Here is a 22,769-nt window from a genome sequence, read left to right on the forward strand (position 1 = left end):
TAGCTTTTACGAGTTATATAAATGGCAAGCTACTTGATGGCCAGGTCTCACCTCCTTTAAGGCAGGTTTCGTTTGGCTGCACTCCGCCATTGCATGTATACAGCGAGGATGAAACGCACAGCCTTTTGGCGGATCAATTGGACTTGGCACATCTCCCTGTAAAATAATACGCTGTTTTTTCTTTCGCGGATCTGGTTCAGGTATAGCCGATACAAGCGCTTGCGTATAAGGGTGCAATGGCTCTGCGTACAGACTTTTCTTATCAGCAATTTCCACTAAACCACCTAGGTACATAACACCGATACGGTCACTCATATGTTTAACAACACTCAAATCATGGGCAATAAATAAAAAGGTTAGGTCGAATTCTTGTTGAAGTTCTTTTAGAAGGTTTAAAACTTGTGATTGGACAGAAACGTCGAGTGCCGATACCGGTTCATCAGCAATAATAAGTTTTGGACGAAGTGCAAGTGCACGTGCAATTCCAATCCGCTGACGCTGTCCACCGGAAAATTCGTGAGGATATTTATAGTATGCATCTTCCGGTAACCCTACTTTTGTAAGTAGATTCATAACTTCTGATTTTAATTGATTGGTTGATTTTCCTGTAAAATTCCGAATTGGTTCAGAAATCACATCTCCAACCATTTGCATTGGATTGAGGGAAGCATAGGGATCTTGAAAAACCATTTGAAAATCTTGTCTAATTTTACGGAGAGAAGTTCCTTTTGCTTCTGTGATATCTTTACCATCGAAAATAATTTTTCCGCTAGTTGGTTCCAACAGTCTTAAAATCGTTCTTCCTGCCGTGGATTTTCCACAGCCAGATTCTCCTACTAGACCGAGCGTTTCTCCTTTTCGAATAGCAAAAGAAATACCGTCAACTGCTTTTACATCACCAATTTTCTTTCGGAAAAATCCGCCGTGAATAGGATAGTAGGTTTTTAAATGCTGAACTTCTAGCAATACATCTTTCACCGCTTTAGTCATTAGCTTGTCTTCACTCCTTTTGACGGATAGCTATTTTTATACAGCAGACATGCGACATCATGCCCCTGTGAATCCTGGCGAAGAACAGGCGTAACGGAACTGCAGTCTTCCATTGCATGAGGACATCGGTTAACGAAACGACAGCCTGTCCGCGGCATGTTTACAAGAGAAGGCACAATTCCTTTGATCGTATTTAATACTTCTACATCATCTTCCATGCGTGGAATTGAGTGAAGAAGCGCTTTCGTGTACGGATGTTTTGGGGCATAAAATAACGTATCAACATCTGTATGCTCCACAATTTTTCCGCCATACATGACAATCACTTCATCACACATCTCAGCAACTACTCCCAAATCATGTGTAATCATAATAATAGACATATCATTGCTTTCTTGAATTTCTTTTAGCAATTCTAAAATTTGAGCTTGAACCGTAACATCTAGTGCCGTTGTCGGCTCATCAGCAATTAAAAGTTTAGGCTGACAAGCTACCGCCATGGCAATCATGACACGCTGCCTCATTCCTCCTGACAGCTGATGCGGATATTCATCGATGAGCTTTTCGGATCTCGAAATACCAACGCTTTTTAAAAGCGCAATGCTTTTTTCACGCGCTTCCGCTTTCGATATATTCATATGGTTAAACAATACTTCCTGCAGCTGATACCCAATGGTTAACACAGGATTAAGGGATGTCATCGGTTCTTGGAAAATCATTGAGATGTCTTTCCCCCGAACATCATTCATCTCATCTTCTGATAAGTGCGTAAGATTCTTTCCGTTAAATAAAACGCTTCCGCTTCTAATTTGACTATTTACTTTAGGTAATAGCCCAATAACGGATAAAGACAATACGCTTTTTCCACAGCCAGATTCTCCTACAACCCCTATAATTCGCTTTCGTCCGACTTGAAACGACACGTCGTCCACAGCATTATGCCAGGAATCATTAATGGAAAAAGCAGTTTGTAAATTTTTCACTTCTAGTAAAGGTGTTGATTCGACGGGCTTTTTATCCATTTATAGTGCACACCTCATTTTTCTGAAAATTGTTATATTTGAATAAGATATTATTACAATTTCATTACAAAATCAATATATTTTGAAAATTAATTATATTTTTTATTTTTAAAATAATGATTTCTGAATATCCCTTCGGCACTTTAACGCATAAACCTCCTAATTTTTTGTTGGAAATAGGATAAAATTTACTATTTTTAATTTTAGGTATATAGAACTTGTTTTTTTACAGTTGGAACGCAGATTTTTTTAAGATAGTATTGGTGCTAAGAGGAAGCAGCTGTGTAGTAGTTAAAGTGTGAGGCTTCATACATGAAGTAACAAGATGATAACCAATATTGTAGCCCATCATTTCTGGATACCAATTTTGGCCGAATAACAGTTGATCATATTTCTTTTCATCAGCGCGCAGATTGTAATAAGGTTTAACATGCTTTTCCCACATTTTTTTAGCTTCTTCAATGGTATAATAATTTGTCCACGGAGCTAAATATTTTTTACCGCAATACTCCTCTACAGCTCTTTCAGCTAACCCTTCCATCATCATAGCGTCTAACAAAGTAATCGTTTCATCAGATTTATTAATGGCTTTTAGCCTGCAAACGTGATGGTATTCATGGGTAAGTACCGCTAACATTTCTTCATCAGATGTATGACTTGTCATAAACACAAATAATTTATCGGTAAAAGCGACACCTGCTCTTCCATTAAATTCACGCTGCATTTTTCGATTTCTAGGATTGCTTGGAAGCACTAGTACTGCTACATCGGGCCCATTCCATGCTTTTTTAAGCTTCTCATAATGTGCTTTAACTTTCTTCCAAACCTGTCTTTTCTTCATTTCTTCTAATTCTTTTATAAACATTAAAGAAGGCGGACACATTCCATAGTTAAAAAGTAATTCCATATATTCTTTTTCTTTTAATTTCTTAAAATAGCGCGCAAGATAACGGCTTATTTCTTTCGGCTCCGTCCAAGTAGAAGTTGAAACAATCGGCATGTTTTCCCCTCACTTTCTTCATCCTTTTGTTTCATGATATGTTCACAGCTGCTCTTTTGGTTATTAAAAATAAAAAAAATTCTAGGCATCAGCCTAGAATTTTTCATTATGCTTCGTATTTTTTAAAGATGATTGTTGCATTGTGACCGCCAAATCCAAGTGAGTTGCTTAGCACCGCTTTTACTTCTTGCTTACGCGCTTTGTTTGGAATGTAGTCTAAATCGCACTCTTCATCAGGTGTTTGATAGTTAATTGTTGGAGGAAGAATACCGTCTTGAATTGCCTTCACACTAAAAATAGCTTCTACTCCGCCAGCAGCTCCTAACAAGTGGCCAGTCATTGACTTTGTTGAACTAATTGCTACTTTTTGAGCGTGGTCACCAAATACTTCTTTAATAGCCATTGTTTCAAATTTATCATTGTATCCTGTACTTGTACCGTGAGCATTGATGTAATCAATATCACTTGGCTGTAGGCCTGCATCTTCAATGGCATGACGCATTGCACGAACGCCGCCTTCTCCTCCTGGAGCTGGCGCTGTGATATGGTGAGCATCTCCTGTTGAACCATAGCCCACAATTTCAGCATAAATACGTGCGCCGCGCGCTAGTGCATGTTCAAGCTCTTCAAGCACAATAACACCCGCACCTTCTCCCATAACGAAGCCGTCGCGGTCTTTATCAAACGGACGAGATGCTGTTGCAGGATCTGGATTTGTAGAAAGTGCTTTATTCGCACAGAAACCAGCAATAGATAAACGCGTGATTGGCGCTTCCGTACCGCCCGTCACCATCACGTCTGCATCTCCGCGTTGAATGACTTTAAACGCATCACCAATAGAGTTTGTACCTGTGGCACATGCCGTTACCGTACAAGAGTTCACGCCTTTCGCCCCTAAAGCAATAGAAACTTGTCCTGTTGCCATATCAGGAATCATCATCGGAATGAAAAATGGACTTACACGGCGGGCACCTTTTTCTAATAACGTTGAATATTGGTTTTCAAACGTTTCCATACCGCCAATTCCAGAACCAATCCAAACGCCGACGTTTGGAGCAATTTCTTCTGTAATAGTCAAATCCGCATCTTTAACAGCCGCCAATGCAGCTACCATTGCATATTGAGTAAAGCGATCCATCTTACGAGCCTCTTTGCGGTCAATAAAATCTTCCACGTTAAAATCTTTTACTTCAGCTGCTACTTTAGCCGGGAATTCATCTGCATCTAGTCTTGTTAAAGGACCAACGCCAGACACGCCTGCTACTGCGTTTTTCCAAGCTGTTTCTACGTCATTTCCAATTGGTGTAAGCCCACCAAGTCCTGTTACAACTACACGTTTTTTATTCATCGTACATTCATCTCCTTCAGTTGCTTTAAAAATGTAGTGTTATTTTCCCCATCTAATAGCAATAGCTCCCCATGTTAAGCCGCCTCCGAAGCCAACCATTACAATTAAATCATCATCTTGAATTTTCCCTGCTTCAAGCTCATGAACAATTGAAATTGGAATCGATGCTGCTGATGTATTGCCATAGTATTGGATTGTTTTAGACATTTTTTCTTCAGGCAAATCTAATCGCTGTCTTGCAGCTTCCATAATACGAATATTCGCTTGATGAGGTACAAGAAAATCAACATCCTCTTTTGTTAAACCCGCTTTTTCAATTACATTAACAGCAGATTCCCCCATTTGTCGAACAGCAAACTTAAATACTTCACGTCCGTTCATGACAATATGATCAAGCTCGTTTTGATACAAGTGCTTGCCTCCCGTACCGTCCGACCCTAGTTCAAAGGATAAAATACCTCGTCCTTCTGATACAGGTCCCATTACAACTGCACCTGCTCCGTCTCCGAATAAAACAGCCGTGTTACGGTCGTCCCAATCTGTAATCTTAGAAAGCTTTTCTACACCGACCACTAATATATGCTTGTAAGCATTGGTTTCAATAAATTGCTTAGCTGTAATCATGCCGTACATAAACCCTGCACATGCAGCACTCACATCGTAAGAAGCTGCTTTTTTTGCTCCCAATTTTTCTTGTAGCATACATGATACTGTAGGAAACGGTTGATCTGGCGTTACCGTAGCAACAATGATCATGTCAATATCTTCTGCTTTGACGTTAGCTTTATGTAAAGCTTCAACTGCTGCTTTATAAGCTAAATCAGATGTGTCCTCGTTATCAGCTGCAATTCGGCGCTCTTGAATACCTGTGCGCGTACGAATCCACTCATCTGATGTATCCATTACTTTTTCAAGATCTAAATTTGTTACAACTTTCTCTGGTACATAACGTCCAATTCCTAGAACACCAGCGTTCATATCAACCTCTCCTTTAAATAAAAGGCTTATATTCCTATAAAACCTATATCCGTCATTTCATTTATCGATTATATAATCAATTATTATGAGTTGGTACTAATTTTACTTCATTTTTTATTTTTTGTCTATATAGGTGTTCGTCCTACTCAGGTATCTATCATGCTACATATAGTAATCATACGGGACCCTCTTACTCTAGTATGGAACATTAGGTAAGAACTTACCCACCATTAAAATAGTGAAAGGAATGAGTATCATGGCAAGAAGACAAAGAAATGAAGGTTTTTCTGATTTTATGTTTGGAGCTGGGCGCAGAAAATCAAGAGAAGAAAGAGAACGAGAGGAGTGGGAACGATTATTTAAACAAATCGATGAAATTGTACTCGCCGTCGAAGAACTAGCTCCTCTTCTTAAACAGTTTGCCCCTTTAGTCGATTTATTTTCCAAACAAAAATAACAGCTCGGATTCTACCGAGCTGTTTTCTTTAGTTGTTTTCATTTTCAGCTAATGCATCTTGCTTGCCAAGCTCATAAGCGTCGTTCATTACTTTTGTTAGTAATGTCAATACCGGCTGTACGTGTTCCATTGATAACTCAACGCCTGTTTCATCTAAGATCTGTTTTGCTTCTGGCAAGTACTTCATTGCAATTTGCATGAATTGCATATTTTGCTCTTCCATAGTGAAATCTCCTTTATTAAAAACATTTATTCCTCCTTATATTAGCGAATCTATTCTATAAGTACAACTTTCTCCTTTTAATGAAGAGGTAAAAAGAATGTTCTCATATGTTTTTTTTGCAGATAAATGCCTTCTTTAGCCGTTACTTTTGAAGAAAAATGCAGCAGTTCTTTCGCTTTCCTGCTGATTTCATATTTTTCTTGAGCCGCTTCTTCCTTCACCTCCATATGAGTAATGTTTGCTCCTGCGCTCCAAGGCTGTAACTTTTCTTCCACTAAGTGAACCACTTCATATGAATATGCAGCAGTTTTACAGCGTCTAAGTGCACTGACGGCATCTTCAATGTAAATAATAAAATCCGTGCCTTCCATAATGTTAAATGCCTCTTCATACCCGGCAATATTTTTGGAATAGCACATTGACAAAGGCTGCCAAGGTCCGTAAAGAGTCGGCGTTCTGACAATTATAATGGGCCATCCATCATCTTTATATTTCTCTATCATTCGCTCAAAATGAACGTATAGCCTTCCTTCACTACTGTCCGGTTCTGGAATCGTTGTTTCTTCAATCTTTCGCTGCTGGTCTCCAAATACGCGCATGGTAGAAACAAACACAAATCGAATGTTGAATTGACGGCATTTGTTAAGCGCTTGAATGAGCACTTGCTGCGCTTTTTGCATTTCTTGTCTTAAAAAATCAGGATGATAAAAATCTCCTCCATCGAAATACGTAAAGTAGACAATATCCGTTTCTGAGGTGATCATATCTAATGACTCTCCTACTTCAGTCGATGCATAATTAGCGTTTCGCCCTAAGAAAAATTTCATCTCTTCCTGCAAATCATCTTCTTCTTTATGAGCAGAATGTGTATACCCTTTTACTTCTGTACCTTCGTCTAAAAAAGCCATACATAAATGAAAACCAATAAAGCGGTTTGCCCCTATTACTACTACATTTCCCATATCGCTTCCTCCAATTCTTCATTCATCATTTATTCAACAAAAAGCTTAAATCCCTATAGTTATAAAGGCCACTCATTCCTTATTTCAAAGAAGCTCACCTGTAAAAGCATCATGAACTCTTTTTTCATTTTATCTCTTATACAAAAAGCCCCTATGATATGTATAATCATAGAAGCTTTGCTTATAACACTTTTTCATGCTGTTTATAAAATTGGAGAAGGGACCGTTCAAACAAATAGTTTTTTTCCGGTAAATAAAGTGAAAGCATAATCGGAGAGTGAAGTTCTTCACGATGTAGTTCATATTTTTTACTGTGTGCAATTGGATAATGAGTAGAGGCATTAGGCGCCGTCCATATCTTCACGGGCAGCGTTGATTTTAATTCTGTAACAGAAGGGTACTCCTTAATTAACTTTGATACTTGCTTGCGCTCCACTTTATAAGCTTGAGTCAAGTCCTTCGTGAATTGTTTATAAAAGAATTTATTGTTTTTTTCATGTTCTGCATGCGTATGAAGATCAATACATGGATTTAGTAAACCAGCTGATCGAACGAACGTATTCCCGTCATTTTCCATTAGCTGCAGCGCTAACAGAGCCCCCATTCCTTCAGCTAAAATATGAATTCGTTTATTTAAAATTTCTTGTTTCATTACTAAATGATAAAGTTGTTTTGCAAGGTGATATGCTTCAGGAGACCCCCAATGCCGGCCATATAAATTGGAATAAAATACTGTGTATCCTTCATCTTGTAAACATTGCAACAGCTGTGACCTTCCGCCGTGCTGAATCCATAAGCTAGTTGAACTTTCAACAAAATGATCTTTATCACCCAATACTAACACACCGAAACCATTCGGTCGTTCAGGGACATGTACGACATTCCATTGCGTATCTAAGCTAAAAAAGCGTCGATGTATCATAGCTCTTCCTCCGTAACTTACTAGTTGTTCCATACAGTGTATGATAGAACCATCAAAAAGCGCACTAGAATAATGCCTATTTCTGACTTATTGCTCTTTTGTTTCTATATGGGAACACGCCCCTTATTTATTCATAAAAAATTCAATTTCTTATTTGACTGCTATATGCTAAAATGAAATCAAACTGTACTGTAAACGAGGTGAATAGAATGCGTGTCGTAATGGCTTTTGTTTGGGGCTTTTTACTAATGAATATGGCAGTGTACGTAATCTCTGCAATGACGGGCGGTACTTACAGTTTCGCAACCGCTTCCATCCTTGGAGTAGTTTTCACGCTAGTTGTAATTTTGATTGGAGAACTGGGTGTACCGAATAAACCAGCAAATAATCATCACTAAAAAGTGTTGGCTGTAAAGCCAGCGCTTTTTTTATCTTTTGACATAAGCGCTTCTCAGCAATTTCTTTCGTTAACTCGTATTCAAAACAAGTGACTGAAGCTGTTTTTTACATTTATATACATTCATAATCATTGATTATCCCAACCTTTAACTATATAATTTTAGAATAATCAAACTATTAATTTTAGGAGTGAATACTGCCGTGACTAAAGAAAAAATTGGTTTTATCGGAACAGGCGTTATGGGTCAAAGCATGGCCGGGCATTTAATTGACGCAGGATATGACGTCCTTGTTTATACGCGAACAAAAACTCGTGCTCAAGCACTACTTGAAAAAGGGGCCAACTGGAAAGAAACCGTTCAAGAAGTGGCCGAACAATCTGATATTATTATCACCATGGTAGGCTATCCTCACGATGTAAAAGAGATTTATTTAGGCAAAGACGGCATTATACATAATGCAAAGAAAAGCTGCTATACAATTGATATGACAACATCAAGCCCTATCCTTGCTCGTGAGATTTATCAAGCAGCAAAAGAGAAGCACATTCATGCGCTTGACGCTCCTGTTTCAGGAGGCGATATTGGAGCTCAAAACGCAACATTAGCGATTATGGTAGGAGGCGATGCTGAAGCGTTCTCTGCCGTTACGCCTATTCTTGAAAAAATGGGAACAAATATCGTTCTTCAAGGCAGCGCTGGAGCTGGTCAACACACAAAAATGTGCAATCAAATTGCTATTGCCTCCAATATGATGGGTGTATGCGAAGCGATACTTTATGCTGAAAAAGCAGGATTAGATCCGAACACCGTTTTAAAAAGTATTGAAACAGGTGCAGCGGGAAGCTGGTCGTTAAGCAATTTAGCCCCTCGCATGATTAAAGGAGACTTCGAACCGGGCTTTTATATTAAACACTTTATTAAAGATATGAAGATTGCCATTGAATCAGCCCAAGAAATGGAGCTGTATACACCAGGATTAAAATTAGCAAAATCGCTTTATGAACAGCTTGAAAAACAAGGCGATGACAATAAAGGAACGCAGGCTCTATATACCCTGTTAAAACAGCATGCCCTAACTGTATAAAAACAGGCAGCTCATAATGAGCTGCCTGTTTTTATTAATAATTTACTCTTCATTTAACGAATTCATAAAGCGACTGAATGCAAGCTGTCCTTCAGCAGTTTGTTTAAACACACCTGCATGTTCTAAAATAGTCGCAAATACTAAACCAAGCTCTTGTTGGAGAATCTCGTGAACATTTTTCTCTTCAATATGCGGATACTTTTTCTTGATGTGCTCAGCCCACTCCACGTGTTTTTTTAAGTGGTCATGCCTGCTGGCTAACTCGCTCAGGTTATTCTGAACTAACCCTTTGGCAACTAGACTCATTTCGTCTTTTAAACGACCAGGTAAAACTGCAAGCCCCATTACTTCAATTAAACCTATATTTTCTTTTTTTATATGATGAACTTCTGCATGCGGATGATAAATGCCATCTGGATGTTTGCTGTTTGTTCGATTGTTTCGCAGTACTAAATCTAATTCGTACAAATCTCCTCTTTTCCTAGCAATAGGTGTGACTGTATTGTGAGGAGTTTGATCTGTAAAAGCTAAAATACCAGCGCTTTGATCACTATATGATTTCCATTTCTTCAAAATAAAATCTGCTGCTTCCACTAATGGTGCAAGGTACGGACTTTGAAGACGAACGACCGACATCGGCCAATGAACAATTCCGGCTTTCACTTCTGCATGCGATTTGAGAGAGAACAATTTATTCATTTTTGCTTTAGCCATAGGGAACTCATGATAGCCGCCTTGAAAGTGGTCATGAGTTAAAATAGATCCTCCTACGATGGGTAGATCTGCATTTGATCCTAAAAAATAATGTGGAAATTGTTCAACGAAGGCAAGCAGCCGCTTAAACGTTTGCTTTGAAATATGCATGGGTGTATGTTCACTCGCAAAAATAATGGCATGTTCATTATAATAAACATAAGGTGAAAACTGCATGTACCACAGCTCTTCTTGCAATTCCACAGGAATAATCCGATGATTTTGACGAGCTGGGTGGTTAATACGACCTGCATAACCAGTATTTTCTTTACAGAGAAGACACAGTGGATAGTTGCTTTCCTTCAATGATTTGCTTGCTGCAATTGCTTTTGGATCTTTTTCCGGCTTAGACAAATTAATCGTAATTTCAAGCTCTCCAAAATCAGTGTTTGTTACCCATCTTTCGTTTTTAGCAATTCGATCTTGGCGAATGTAGTGAATGTCTTTTGACAGCTTATAATAGTAGCTTGTGGCTTTTTGAGGACTTTGTTGATAATAATCATAAAATAGTCGATTAACCTCTGACGGCATGCTTGCAAAGCATCCCATTATTTTGGTATCGAATAAATCTCTATACGTGATAGAATTCTCGGCAATTCGATTGTTTTTAGCAGCCCAATCAAGCATGTTGTCTAAAATAGCAGCTGGATGTTCCAGACGTTCTTGTTTGACTTCTACCATGATGTATTCATCGAGCTTTAACACTTCCAGCAGTTTATTTCTCACCACATCTATATCCCATTTTGTTAATAGATTCTTTTGCAGACCATATTGAATAAGTCGGGTGATTTCTTCATGAATGTTGACTGACATACACTCGTTCCTTTCTCTATCTGTTTTTTCTTATACTGCTTCTAATGTGAGTTCGCGCGCTCCTTCTCCAACGGTAACCACGTAAAATTCAGCTTCTAAACTTGTTTTCTTATAGTAGGCTTCATTTACTTCCTCAATAAACCTATCAACCTGTGCTTTTTTTACGATGCTGATTGTACAGCCCCCAAAGCCTGCACCTGTCATGCGTGATCCAATCACGCCTTCTTGCAACCAAGCTGCTTCTACAAGAGCATCTAGTTCTTTCCCGCTTACTTCATAGTCATCTCTCAGCGAACGGTGCGACTCATTCATCAATTGACCAAACCCTTTTAAATCACCGTTTTGCAATTTAGCAACCGCTTCTTTTGTGCGTTCATTTTCATATACCGCATGTTTAGCGCGCTTACAATCTACTTCGTTTTGTATCAAAGATTTATGCTTTTCAAATTGTTCTTTGGTTAAATCACCAAGCGAATTAATGGAAAGTGACGTTTGTAAATCTGACAGCGCTCTTTCACACTCCATACGGCGCTCATTATATTTCGAATCTGCCAGCCCTCTTCGCTTATTTGTGTTAGAAATAACGAGCACAGCATCTGTTAACTGCAGCGGGCTATACTGGTATTCAAGAGTTTGACAGTTTAACAATACGGCTTGATTTTCTTTTCCCATTCCAATTGCAAACTGATCCATAATCCCGCAGCTTACGCCGATAAATTCATTTTCAGCTTGCTGCGCCATTTTTACAAGGTCCATCATATCGATATTCAATTCAAGAATTTTATTTAAAAGTACGCATGTGACTAACTCAATTGATGCCGATGATGAAAGCCCTGCTCCATTAGGAATGTTGCCGAAAAACAAGATATCAAAACCAAAAGGAAGGTCATATCCGTGCTTTTTAAAGGTATCCATTACTCCTTTTGGATAATTAGCCCAATCATCTTCGATTTTGTACGTTAATTGCTCTAAAGAGGATTCAATAACGCCTGCTTCAGAGAAGTTTTTAGAGTACATACGTATTTTTCGATCGTGACGTTTTTGTACTACCGCATACGTTCCTATACTCAATGAACAAGGAAAAACATGCCCTCCATTATAATCAGTATGTTCTCCAATTAAATTGACACGTCCTGGCGCAAAAAAGCAGCGAATAGCTTCTGACGAATGAAATATTTGTTTGAACTCTTCGATTAATTTTCCCAGCATTTATTATCACCTATTTTAAGTAGTTTTTTGGAAACGGATTCATATGTACATTGTAAAGTCCAATTTTCCTTGCCTCAATGGTAAAATTACTATCGATAATCGGTACTTTTTTGCTTATCCCTTTAAAAATGATTCTTTTGAATTGACGATGAACTACTCTTGCGCCAAAAAGGGGTTATCTTTATGTGAGCCTTGACTTGCAAATTATAAGAAAATAATAGATTTAGAGACATTCCCTAAAAATAATCACGATATTTTCAAAAAATTATAGAAAAATGAAAGCGATTACGTTAAAGTAAGAATTAAGTACTACTTTATTTCAAAAAGAAGGTGAAAATTTGCTCTCACATTTCCAAGCTCAAGAATATTCAACGTACGCATACAGGTTTTTAGAATCCCGCACAAATGAAGTTGCGCAGCTATGGTCTGTTGGGTGGGATGAAGTTTTCTCTCCCCTTTATAACTGGAGCGGAAATCAGCGAAAAGACGTAGGGAAATATATTTTTCAATACACGGTTTCTGGGTACGGGATGATTGAAATAGATGGACAAGAATATAAAGTGGATGCTGGGAAAGCATTCATCGTCAATATACCTGGAAATTATCGCTATTACTTACCAAAGGAAAGTGAAAACTGGGAGTTTATTTTTCTTACATTATACGGAGATGAAGTACAAAAATGCTGGGATTATATTCAGTCAAACCACTCCCCTGTAATTAGATTTCATCCTGAATCAGCACCTGTTCAGCTGCTTGCTCAAATATATAAACGGGCAAGTGAAAAACATATAGCAGACCCATTTCATGCCTCAAGCTTATCTTACCGCTTTGTAATGGAGCTGTACCAATATATTAAAAGCATGGACAGTTTTACAGAAGATTGGCCTGAAAGTATCATTAGCTCTATTTTATTTGCCCGTAATCATTATCATGAAGAAATCGGTCCGGATGAAATGGCAGATGCAGCTCATTTATCTCGCTATCATTTTAGCCGGTTATTCAAACAAACGACTGGGATTACGCCGATTCAATATTTAACGAAGCTTCGCATTCAAAAAGCGGCCGAGCTATTGCATCAAACCAAGTACTCAATCGAAGAAATTGCTGAAAACGTCGGCTATGCAAATGCCAATTATTTAACAAAAGTATTTCGCAAAACGACCAATATGACACCCGGGCAGTATCGAAAAAGTGATGCATCCATTGATGAGCACTTTGCATTGCCAAAATAAAAACGACTTCCATAAAAGGAAGTCGTTTTTATTTTTTATCGGGAATTTCTACTACCACAGAACCTTTTTCGTAAATAAAAGTCAATTTTTTACCGGGGATAATCATATTTTCTAAAATATCTCGTGCAGCTTGAAGTGCAAACTCTGTCCGTTCTGCCTTTTCCTGCACTTCTTCATTTTCAGCTTGAAGATCATTTTTATCCAGCGCTCTTATTTTAGTTAATGCCTGATCTATAAAATCGTATGCTTCGTCATATATAAGCTCTATACGGTCCTTCATGTGCTCATTCATGCTCCTTTGCCCATTTTGTATTATCATAAATGAATTAGATATATTCTACAACCTAAAACTGAATAAGTTTTTACGCTTAGCTCTCACGTTTTTTCTTTTATTTATTTTAAAAGGAGAACTGCTTTTGATAGCAAAAAAAGACCATTCAATTTATCATGAATGGTCTTTTTAGAAAACTTATACGCTGACAACAAACTCATCATCTTTTACATCAACTGTCACTTGACTATAATCTTCAATTTGCCCTGCAATTAATTCTCGGGCAATTTTTGTTTCAATATATTTTTGAATAAACCTTTTTAAAGGGCGAGCTCCGTATACCGGATCAAACCCGGAGGCTGCAATATAATTTTTTGCTTCCTCTGTTAACGTTAACGAAATATGACGATCGAATAAACGCTTTTCAAGCTGAAGCAATAGCTTATCAATAATCCCTTTTACTTCATGAACAGTTAGCGGTTTGAATAAAATCGTGTCGTCTACTCGATTTAAGAATTCTGGACGAAAATGCTGTCTTAATTGAGCCATCACTTGCTCTCTGGCTTTTTCAGTAATCTCGCCTTCACTTGTTAAACCGTCTAATAAAAATTGAGAACCGATATTCGACGTCATAATAATAACTGTATTTTTAAAATCAATGACTTTTCCTTTTGAATCTGTTGCTCTTCCATCATCTAGTATTTGAAGGAGCACATTAAATACTTCGGGATGGGCTTTTTCAATTTCATCTAACAGAACGACTGAGTAAGGCTTGCGTCTTACCGCTTCCGTTAGCTGCCCGCCTTCTTCGTATCCTACGTAGCCAGGAGGCGCTCCTATAAGCCTAGAGACCGCATGCTTTTCCATGTACTCAGACATATCAATACGAACCATTTGTTCTTCACTGTCAAATAAAGAATGTGCCAACGTTTTGGCTAGCTCCGTTTTCCCTACTCCGGTAGGTCCTAGGAAAATAAATGATCCAATCGGACGGTTCGGGTCTTTAATGCCTGCCCGTGCGCGAATCACAGCATCCGTCACTAAGGATACGGCTTCGTCTTGTCCAATCACACGCTGCTGTAAAATTGACTCAAGCTTCAACAGCTTTTCTCTTTCTCCTTCAACTAGTTTTGATACCGGAATTCCCGTCCATCTTCCTACAATTTCAGCAATTTCTTCTTCTGTTACTTCTTCTCTTAACAAACGGTTTTCTTGTGCTTTTTCAGCTGCTGTTTCTTCCAGCTGTTTTAGTTCTTTTTCAAGAGCTGGAATGCGTCCGTGGCGAAGTTCAGCTGCTTTATTTAAATCATATTTCCCTTCAGCTTCTTCTAGGTCTCGCTTCGCTTTTTCAAGCTGCTCCCGAACATCTTGCACCGTTTGAATCGACTGCTTTTCTTTTTCCCACTGCAGCTTCATTGTATCTGCACGCTCTTTTAAATCAGAGACTTCTTTTCGAATTGCCTCTAACCTTGTGATGCTTGCTTGATCTGTTTCTTTACTTAATGCCGCTTCTTCAATTTCAAGCTGCATGACACGTCGTGTTACTTCATCTAATTCTGAGGGCATCGAATCAATTTCTGTTCGAATGGTTGCGCATGCTTCATCAATTAAATCAATTGCTTTATCAGGTAAAAAGCGGTCTGAGATATAACGATCAGACATAACCGCTGCTGAAACAATCGCTCGGTCATGAATGTTTACACCGTGATGAATTTCAAATCGTTCTTTTAAACCACGCAAAATAGAGATTGTATCTTCTACTGAAGGTTCTTCAACCAGCACCTGTTGAAAGCGTCTTTCAAGCGCTGGATCTTTTTCAATATACTGACGATACTCATCAAGAGTTGTAGCTCCTATACAGTGAAGTTCTCCTCTAGCAAGCATTGGTTTTAAAATATTCCCTGCATCCATCGCTCCATCCGTACGGCCTGCTCCAACGATTGTATGAAGCTCGTCAATGAATAAAAGAATTTGACCGTTGCTTTTCTTAACTTCTTGAAGAACAGCTTTTAAACGCTCTTCAAATTCTCCCCTGAATTTCGCTCCTGCTACTAAAGCTCCCATATCTAATGAAAAGATGGTTTTATCTTTTAATCCTTCAGGCACATCTCGGCGAACAATACGCTGTGCTAGACCTTCAACAATCGCTGTTTTACCAACGCCAGGTTCTCCTATCAAAACTGGATTGTTTTTTGTTTTTCGCGATAAAATGCGGATAACGCGGCGAATTTCTCCGTCTCGTCCAATGACTGGATCAATGTTCCCTGCTCGTACTTCTGCTACTAAGTCTCTTCCATATTTAGCTAACGCTTCATATGTGACTTCCGGATTTTGACTTGTAATTCGCTGATTTCCTCGAAGGCTGGTAAGCACATCTTGCAGAGCTTTTTTTGTTATACCGTGACTTGAAAATAACTTTCCATATTCACTAGAAGACGGTTCCTGTGCTAACGCTAAAAAGATGTGCTCAACTGAAACATAATCATCTTGCAGACGAGATGCTTCTTCTTGAGCTTTAACAAACAGCTGCTGAAGTTTATTTGTAATATAAACCTTCCCTGCTTCAGCACCGCTTCCTGTAACGGCTGGTTTTTTCGCAAGCAATTGATTTACCTGCTGCTGAAAAGATTGATGATCGATATGTAAATGATCTAATATGCGAGGAGCAATACCATCTTGCTGATGGATGAGCGTATAAAGCAAATGAGCAATATCCACTTCCTGCTGATTTCGTTTAATAGCTTCGGACTGCGCTTCCATCACGCCTTCTTGCAATTTTTGAGTCATTTTATTTATATCCATTGAACATCCTCCTTCGATACATTTGACCTTTATTGACCTTTATTTCATTATACCCAGCAATAGGAAAACAAGTAAAGCCATTCAATTTAGAATGGCTTCTTTATTTTTTACTATTTAAGGCTTGCGCATGTACGTCCAGTGGCGATCATCGTTGGCCGTCTCTGGAAAACGCTCTCCTGCTTTTAATTTAACCTTTTGAGGATTATTTACGTTGCTTCCTGTTTCACCAATTTCAATATAAACTCCGTTATTAGGAGCTTTTTGACCCGGTGTGAAATGACGATTTTGTCCCATTTTCCTGCCTCCTCATTCCTGAAATGAAATGTTCTCCTATACTATTCCCTTAAGATTTCTGTTTCATAATGGAGATGTTTTCATATTAGGAAGAGAAAAAGAGCAGACCTTTAGATCCGCCCTTTTATATTAATGAGTAAATTTGATAGCTTGTTCGATTTCAGTTTCTCCAGCTAGCATTTCAAACGTTTTTCCTATCGTAGCTTCTTCGTTTAGACATTCTACAAGCACGGTTGCTACATCTGCTCGGGGAATCGTCTGAGATTTATCTTCAATATCATTATTGATGTCAATTTTCCCAGTAGCTTGATCATTCGATAAAGTTCCTGGTCGTACAATTGTATACTGTAGATTAGACTGCTTTAAGTATTCATCCGCTATCGCCTTCGCACGAAGGTAAAGCTGTAAGCCTTCTGGTCCTTGTTCAGGTGCGTCTGTTCCCATTGAACTTAACATAACAAAGCGCTTTACACCTTGATTTTTTGCTTCATCAATGATATTTTTAGCACCGTTTTGATCCACAGCGATTGTTTTTTCGTCTCCCGTATTTCCTCCAGAACCTGCTGCAAATATGACAGCGTCCATACCTCTTAAAGCATCTGAAACATCTTGCTCCAAGTCACCAAGCACAACGTTGGCACCCAGCTTCTTTAACGCGTCTGCTTGTTTTTCGTCGCGAATCATCGCATAAGCTTCGTGCTGCTTGCTGTTTGCAACTTTTTCTACCACTTGTTTTCCCGTTGTTCCGTTTGCTCCAACAACTAATACTTTCATCATAAATCACCTTTCGTTCTGTTTAGTATACAATTGGTGTTCCCTCAATTAATTCCCTTTAAACAAAAAAACCCCTTCTGATATTCTCAGAAAGGGTTTTTCTCTTAAGATAAAATGGCTTGCAGCAAAGCTTTTTGTACATGCATACGATTTCCAGCCTGCTGAAAGACAACAGAATTTGGTCCGTCAATAATGCTTGCTGTTACTTCTTCTTCACGATGCGCAGGCAAACAGTGCAGAAATAAATAGTCTGACTTAGCATAGGCAGCTAGTTCTGCATTTACTTGATAAGGAGCAAATATTTTCAAACGCTGCTGTGCTTCTTCTTCCTGTCCCATACTTGTCCATACGTCTGCATAAATAGCATCGGCATTTTTCACAGCTTCTACAGGATCTTTTGTAATCGTAACTTTAGCGCCCGTTGTAGCAGCTATTTCATGAACATAAGCTGTGACAAAGTCTTTTGGCTCATATCCATCAGGGCATCCAATTGAAATATCTATTCCCATTTTTGCACAGGCAATCATTAACGAATGCGCTACATTATTTCCGTCTCCAACATAAGCTACTTTTAGCCCTTCAAATGATTTCTTGTGCTCGTAAATCGTTAATAAATCAGCTAGAGCCTGACAAGGATGATAATCATCTGTCAAACCATTAATAACGGGAATGGATGCGTAATCTGCAAGCTCTTCGATCTTGCTGTGTTCAAACGTACGAATCATTATAGCATCGATGAATTCAGATAGTACGCGTGCTGTATCAGCAATCGTTTCTCCGCGTCCAATCTGTAAATCCTGGCTGCTTAAAAAGAGGGCGTTTCCTCCAAGCTGCATCATTCCCGCTTCAAATGAGACTCTTGTTCTTGTTGAAGATTTTTCAAAAATGAGCCCCAGCGTTTTTCCTTTTAACGATGTTACGATTTCACCATTTTTATGCTTTTCTTTCAGCTCAATGGCGCTTTCCAAAAGTGACATAATATCGTCTGATGATAAATCTTTAAGTGTAAGCAAATCTTTTCCTTTTAAATTCGTATTTACCGATACTGTACTCATGATACTGTCACTTCCTTTTTAGTTTTTTGAAACCATTCTTGCAGTGATGAAACGTGATATTCATCGACTTGGAACGATTGGAAAAATAGCGAAGCCGTTTCTGCCTCCGTCATAACCATTAAACCGTGTTTTAATGCTGACATACGGCTTTCTTTATCTTCGGGCTGTAAACTTACATATAATAAAGCTTCTTTCATTTTCACCCATTCACTAACTTCTTTATCTTTAACAAGAGTTAATCCCGCGCTTTGCGCAAGTTCTTCAAGGCCCTGTGCTTCTCCGTTGATATACACTTCTGCAGCACCTTTTTTACTTAACACATACTGATGGAATACTTTCTTTGCTGCTTCTTCAATCGTTGAAGAAATCGCAATTCCTTCACCAGTTGACTTCATTTCCGGTCCAACAAGTGGATCAACTCCTGATAATTTACTTGTCGAAAACACTGGAAACTTGATAGTTGTATAAGCTGGATCCGGCAATAAACCTAGCTTTTCACTAATTTCCGACAATGATTTCCCAAGCAATATTTGAGTTGATAGCGAAACAAGCGGCGTGTTGCACACTTTGCTTACTACAGGGACTGTACGGCTGGCACGCGGATTAACTTCCAGCATGTAGACTTCATCGTTGTAAATAACATATTGGATATTCATAATCCCTTTATATTGAAGTTTGTTTACAATTTTTTGAGCGTAGCTTACCATTTTTTCTTTATGTGCTGCTTCTACTGTTTTTGCTGGTAAAAGCGCATAGCTGTCTCCTGAATGAACGCCGGCTTTTTCAATATGTTCAACAATTGTAGGAATCAACACATCTTTTCCGTCTGCTACCACATCAACTTCTGCTTCTTTTCCAGGGAAGTAAGCATCAATAAGCATTGGGAAATGAGACGCTTTAATAGCTGGTAAACAAGCCTGAAGCTCCGTTTCGTTTTGAATTGTCAGCATTCCTTTTCCGCCAATCACGTAAGAAGGACGAATGAGTAATGGGAATCCCATATCTTTTGCTTTTTGTACAAGTTCTTTCGCGTCTTTCGCCATTTCACCTGGAATATGAGGAATATCGCAGTCGTCTAAGAGCTTATAAAACAGGTCACGATCTTCAAGTGCATCAATGACATCATTTGTAATACCTAATAAATTAACGCCAGCTTCTTCTAGACCTTTAACGAGCGAAATAGCCGTTTGACCTCCGTATTGAACAATTACATCCGTCACATTTTCAGCATCAAGAACATTTAATACGTCTTCTACTGTTACAGGTTCGAAATATAAGCGATCTGCTACTTCAAAATCCGTACTTACCGTTTCTGGATTATTGTTAATTAAAATCGTTTCGTATCCTTCTTTTTCAAGAGCTAGCACACCGTGTACAGAGCTGTAGTCGAACTCTACTCCTTGCCCGATACGAATGGGTCCAGAACCGATAATCGCAACTTTTTTATTCGTTGATGGTTCAATCTCACTTTCCCCGTAGTAACTAGAGTAGAAATAAGCCGTTGAAGATTCAAATTCCGCTGCACATGTATCCACCATTTTATAGCTTGGCGTAATATGTAGTGCTTTACGTTTCGCTCTTACGTCAAGTTCTGGCACATTCCATACGTTTGCTAGATACGCATCTGTAAAACCATGCTCCTTCACTTGTTTAAAGTGTTCAGCTGTAATCGAATCAAAACGTACTTCTTTTAAAGAGGCTTCCATTTTAATCAGCTGTGCAAAGTGTGTTAAATAGAAATAATCAATTTGTGTTACTTCATGGATATACTCAGGCGTTGTGCCGCGGCGTAAAAGCTCAAGGATAACAAAAATACGCTCATCGCTTTGTTCGCCCAGCTTGCTTTTTAATTCATCTGTTGAAAGTTCTTGCAGTTCTTCTACTTCTAATCCTTGTAAGTCAATTTCTAAAGAAGATAATGCCTTTTGGAAGCTACGTGTAAAGTTACGGTCAATAGCCATTACTTCTCCAGTTGCTTTCATTTGGGTGCCAAGCGTTCTTTCAGCGTAGAAAAACTTGTCAAACGGCCACCTTGGAAATTTCACTACTACATAGTCAAGAGCAGGTTCAAAGCTTGCATACGTGTCTCCTGTCACAGGATTTAATAACTCATGAAGCGTGTAGCCTACCGATAGCTTTGCAGCAATTTTAGCAATCGGATAGCCAGTTGCTTTTGATGCAAGAGCAGACGAACGGCTCACACGCGGATTTACTTCAATTAAATAGTACTGCTTACTTTTTGGATCAAGCGCAAACTGAATGTTGCAACCCCCAATAATGCCAAGCGATGAAATAATTTTAACTGAAGCAGAGCGAAGCATTTGATATTCCACGTCTGTTAGTGTCTGAGAAGGAGCAACGACCACCGAATCTCCAGTATGGACGCCTACGGGATCGATGTTCTCCATATTACAAATTGTGATGCACGTATTGTTTACGTCACGCATAACCTCATACTCAACTTCTTTAAATCCAGCAATGCTTTTTTCAATTAAGCACTGAGTAATAGCACTTTCACGCAAACCTGACGTTGAAAGCTTTTCAAGCTCTTCCATAGAATGAGCAATTCCTCCGCCCGTTCCGCCTAACGTATAAGCAGGACGTACAATAACAGGAAAACCAATTTTCTTGGCAAAAGCTAACGCTTCTTCTACTTTTGTCACAACTTCACTTTCCGGCACCGGTTCATTCAGTTCATTCATCAATGCACGGAACTCTTCACGGCTTTCACCTTTTTTGATTGATTCAATCGGTGTTCCTAAAAGTTTCACATCGTATTTTGGCAAAATGTTTTGTTCATGAAGCTCAAGGGCTAAGTTTAAACCCGTCTGTCCGCCTAATGTGGCTAACAAACCATCGGGCTTTTCTTTTGCAATAATTTTCTCTACGCAGTCTACTGTTAATGGTTCAAAATAGATTCGATCTGCTACGTGAGTGTCCGTCATAATTGTAGCTGGATTATTATTGATTAAGATAACTTCATAACCTTCTTCTTTTAATGACAAGCACGCCTGAGTTCCTGAATAATCAAATTCTGCTGCTTGCCCGATTACGATTGGTCCTGATCCGATTACTAAAATCTTTTTTAACGTTTGGTCTTTAGGCATATACTTTTCCGCTCCCTACTTGCTGTACTTTCGTCATAAATTCATCAAAGATATACGTGCTGTCACTTGGTCCAGGGTGTGCTTCTGGATGATATTGAACCGACATAACAGGAAGGTCTTTATGCATTAAACCTTCAACCGATCCGTCATTCACATTTTTAAATCGAACGTTTAATGGCGTAGACGTAATCGTCTGTTCGTCTACGACATAGCTGTGATTTTGAGAAGTCATACACACTTTGTTAGTCGTTAAATCAATTACAGGCTGATTAGCTCCTCGGTGACCGAACGCCAGCTTTTTGGTTTGCGCCCCAAAAGCGAGCCCAATTAACTGATGTCCAAAGCAAATTCCCAAAGTTGGATACGATGAAATAATTTCTTTTAATTCATCCAGCTGACTGCTCACTTGAGTTGGATCTCCAGGTCCGTTTGATAAGACAATGCCATCCGGCTGCAGTTCTTTTACTTTTGAAGAGCTTGTAGAATAAGGAACAACTGTTACTTTGCACTCTCGATTTAACAGCTCTTGTAAAATTGATTTTTTATACCCAAAGTCCATTAATACAACGTGTTTTTCACCATTTCCGTAAGTAACAGGCTCTTTTGTTGATACTTCTTTTACTACATATCCATCGCATTCAGCAGTAAATGCTGGCGATTCAGCAGATGTCGAAAAGGCAGATTGCATCGTACCTTCTTTTCGAATTCGTTTTACGACCGCTCTCGTATCCACATGTGTAATAAGCGGAATGTTCCATTTCTTTAAATATTGTTTAAAGCTGTACATCGCTTCGTAATGGAACCCTTCATCTGAACATTCGTATACGACAACGCCTGCTACGTGAGGCTTTTTGCTTTCATAATCTTTTTCATTGATACCATAGTTCCCAATCAAAGGGTACGTAAAGACGATAATTTGATCTTTGTAAGATGGATCAGTCACAACTTCTTGATAACCAGTCATTCCAGTAAAGAAAACAATTTCTCCTTCTGCCTGGTGCGTTGCTGTATGTTCAATGTGTCCGGCGAACGAATCGCCGTTTGCTAAGTGTAAATATCCGTTCATTGTGCA

21 protein-coding genes are annotated in these 22,769 nt (G+C 38.8%); 4 read left to right on the forward strand and 17 right to left on the reverse strand.

The window, feature by feature from the left end; all coding sequences use genetic code 11:
• Positions 1–6 precede the first annotated feature (6 nt).
• From ACFX40_RS05600 to ACFX40_RS05620, 5 genes are all read right to left on the reverse strand, one after another.
• A complete protein-coding gene (locus ACFX40_RS05600) occupies positions 7–990 on the reverse strand; it encodes an ABC transporter ATP-binding protein (RefSeq protein ID WP_016763042.1) in 984 nt (327 codons plus the stop codon).
• Positions 990–2,012, reverse strand: coding sequence for an ABC transporter ATP-binding protein (locus tag ACFX40_RS05605; RefSeq protein ID WP_028407466.1), 1,023 nt, complete (start codon positions 2,010–2,012; stop codon positions 990–992). Before ACFX40_RS05605 ends, ACFX40_RS05600 begins: the two co-directional genes overlap by 1 nt.
• A gap of 226 nt (positions 2,013–2,238) precedes the next feature.
• On the reverse strand, positions 2,239–3,012 hold the full coding sequence (locus ACFX40_RS05610; RefSeq protein ID WP_016763040.1) for a DUF2268 domain-containing putative Zn-dependent protease: 774 nt from the start codon (positions 3,010–3,012) through the stop codon (positions 2,239–2,241).
• A 106-nt stretch (positions 3,013–3,118) separates the two neighbouring features.
• Entirely contained in the window at positions 3,119–4,360 is a 1,242-nt protein-coding gene (gene fabF, locus ACFX40_RS05615) for a beta-ketoacyl-ACP synthase II (protein ID WP_013055405.1), read from the reverse strand.
• A gap of 39 nt (positions 4,361–4,399) precedes the next feature.
• Positions 4,400–5,338 carry a beta-ketoacyl-ACP synthase III gene (locus ACFX40_RS05620; RefSeq protein ID WP_028407464.1) on the reverse strand — a complete coding sequence of 313 codons (939 nt, stop codon included), beginning with the start codon at positions 5,336–5,338 and terminating at the stop codon, positions 4,400–4,402.
• 256 nt (positions 5,339–5,594) lie between these two features.
• Between ACFX40_RS05620 and ACFX40_RS05625 the strand changes: the two genes are divergently transcribed.
• Entirely contained in the window at positions 5,595–5,795 is a 201-nt protein-coding gene (locus tag ACFX40_RS05625; RefSeq protein WP_025749899.1) for a hypothetical protein, read from the forward strand.
• Between the two features lie 28 nt (positions 5,796–5,823).
• On the opposite strand, the gene ACFX40_RS05630 is transcribed toward ACFX40_RS05625, so the two are convergent.
• The 3 genes from ACFX40_RS05630 to ACFX40_RS05640 form a co-directional block, all read right to left on the reverse strand.
• Positions 5,824–6,018: a ComZ family protein gene (locus tag ACFX40_RS05630; protein ID WP_013081746.1), complete on the reverse strand. Its 195-nt coding sequence runs from the start codon at positions 6,016–6,018 to the stop codon at positions 5,824–5,826.
• A 77-nt stretch (positions 6,019–6,095) separates the two neighbouring features.
• Positions 6,096–6,980, reverse strand: a complete 885-nt coding sequence (locus tag ACFX40_RS05635) for an NAD-dependent epimerase/dehydratase family protein (protein WP_028407462.1) — start codon at positions 6,978–6,980, stop codon at positions 6,096–6,098.
• 181 nt (positions 6,981–7,161) lie between these two features.
• On the reverse strand, positions 7,162–7,902 hold the full coding sequence (locus tag ACFX40_RS05640; protein WP_013081744.1) for a hypothetical protein: 741 nt from the start codon (positions 7,900–7,902) through the stop codon (positions 7,162–7,164).
• A gap of 209 nt (positions 7,903–8,111) precedes the next feature.
• On the opposite strand from ACFX40_RS05640, the gene ACFX40_RS05645 reads away from it, so the two are divergent.
• Complete coding sequence (locus ACFX40_RS05645) at positions 8,112–8,300, forward strand: YjzD family protein (protein WP_013055400.1); 189 nt, start codon at positions 8,112–8,114, stop codon at positions 8,298–8,300.
• A gap of 202 nt (positions 8,301–8,502) precedes the next feature.
• On the forward strand, positions 8,503–9,387 hold the full coding sequence (locus tag ACFX40_RS05650; RefSeq protein WP_377254401.1) for an NAD(P)-dependent oxidoreductase: 885 nt from the start codon (positions 8,503–8,505) through the stop codon (positions 9,385–9,387).
• 42 nt (positions 9,388–9,429) lie between these two features.
• Here the strand turns inward: ACFX40_RS05650 and galT are convergent, their stop codons facing one another.
• Together galT and ACFX40_RS05660 are read right to left on the reverse strand one after the other, a co-directional pair.
• Positions 9,430–10,953, reverse strand: coding sequence for a UDP-glucose--hexose-1-phosphate uridylyltransferase (galT, locus tag ACFX40_RS05655; RefSeq protein ID WP_377254404.1), 1,524 nt, complete (start codon positions 10,951–10,953; stop codon positions 9,430–9,432).
• Positions 10,954–10,983: 30 nt separating this feature from the next.
• Positions 10,984–12,162: a galactokinase gene (locus ACFX40_RS05660; RefSeq protein WP_263034587.1), complete on the reverse strand. Its 1,179-nt coding sequence runs from the start codon at positions 12,160–12,162 to the stop codon at positions 10,984–10,986.
• A 338-nt stretch (positions 12,163–12,500) separates the two neighbouring features.
• On the opposite strand from ACFX40_RS05660, the gene ACFX40_RS05665 reads away from it, so the two are divergent.
• The gene (locus tag ACFX40_RS05665) at positions 12,501–13,394 is read left to right on the forward strand and encodes a helix-turn-helix domain-containing protein (RefSeq protein ID WP_028407458.1); all 894 of its coding nucleotides are present in this window, start codon (positions 12,501–12,503) and stop codon (positions 13,392–13,394) included.
• Between the two features lie 28 nt (positions 13,395–13,422).
• Here ACFX40_RS05665 and ACFX40_RS05670 read toward each other — a convergent pair whose 3' ends face one another.
• The 7 genes from ACFX40_RS05670 to ACFX40_RS05700 all read right to left on the reverse strand — a co-directional run bounded on the left by ACFX40_RS05670 (position 13,423) and on the right by ACFX40_RS05700 (position 22,763).
• Positions 13,423–13,674: a hypothetical protein gene (locus tag ACFX40_RS05670; protein ID WP_014461601.1), complete on the reverse strand. Its 252-nt coding sequence runs from the start codon at positions 13,672–13,674 to the stop codon at positions 13,423–13,425.
• A 189-nt stretch (positions 13,675–13,863) separates the two neighbouring features.
• Entirely contained in the window at positions 13,864–16,467 is a 2,604-nt protein-coding gene (gene clpB / locus ACFX40_RS05675) for an ATP-dependent chaperone ClpB (RefSeq protein WP_377254407.1), read from the reverse strand.
• A 114-nt stretch (positions 16,468–16,581) separates the two neighbouring features.
• Positions 16,582–16,761 carry a YjzC family protein gene (locus tag ACFX40_RS05680; RefSeq protein WP_013055394.1) on the reverse strand — a complete coding sequence of 60 codons (180 nt, stop codon included), beginning with the start codon at positions 16,759–16,761 and terminating at the stop codon, positions 16,582–16,584.
• A 129-nt stretch (positions 16,762–16,890) separates the two neighbouring features.
• A complete protein-coding gene (locus ACFX40_RS05685) occupies positions 16,891–17,535 on the reverse strand; it encodes an SDR family oxidoreductase (protein ID WP_028407456.1) in 645 nt (214 codons plus the stop codon).
• 104 nt (positions 17,536–17,639) lie between these two features.
• The gene (argF, locus tag ACFX40_RS05690; protein WP_098332505.1) at positions 17,640–18,590 is read right to left on the reverse strand and encodes an ornithine carbamoyltransferase; all 951 of its coding nucleotides are present in this window, start codon (positions 18,588–18,590) and stop codon (positions 17,640–17,642) included.
• A complete protein-coding gene (locus ACFX40_RS05695) occupies positions 18,587–21,697 on the reverse strand; it encodes a carbamoyl-phosphate synthase (glutamine-hydrolyzing) large subunit (RefSeq protein WP_377254410.1) in 3,111 nt (1,036 codons plus the stop codon). The genes argF and ACFX40_RS05695 overlap by 4 nt, the downstream gene beginning before the upstream one ends.
• Positions 21,690–22,763 carry a carbamoyl phosphate synthase small subunit gene (locus tag ACFX40_RS05700; RefSeq protein ID WP_028407453.1) on the reverse strand — a complete coding sequence of 358 codons (1,074 nt, stop codon included), beginning with the start codon at positions 22,761–22,763 and terminating at the stop codon, positions 21,690–21,692. Before ACFX40_RS05700 ends, ACFX40_RS05695 begins: the two co-directional genes overlap by 8 nt.
• Positions 22,764–22,769 lie beyond the last annotated feature (6 nt).

It is taken from the genome of Priestia sp. YIM B13552 (genome assembly GCF_042787775.1).
GTDB classification, from domain to species: domain Bacteria; phylum Bacillota; class Bacilli; order Bacillales; family Bacillaceae_H; genus Priestia; species Priestia megaterium_E.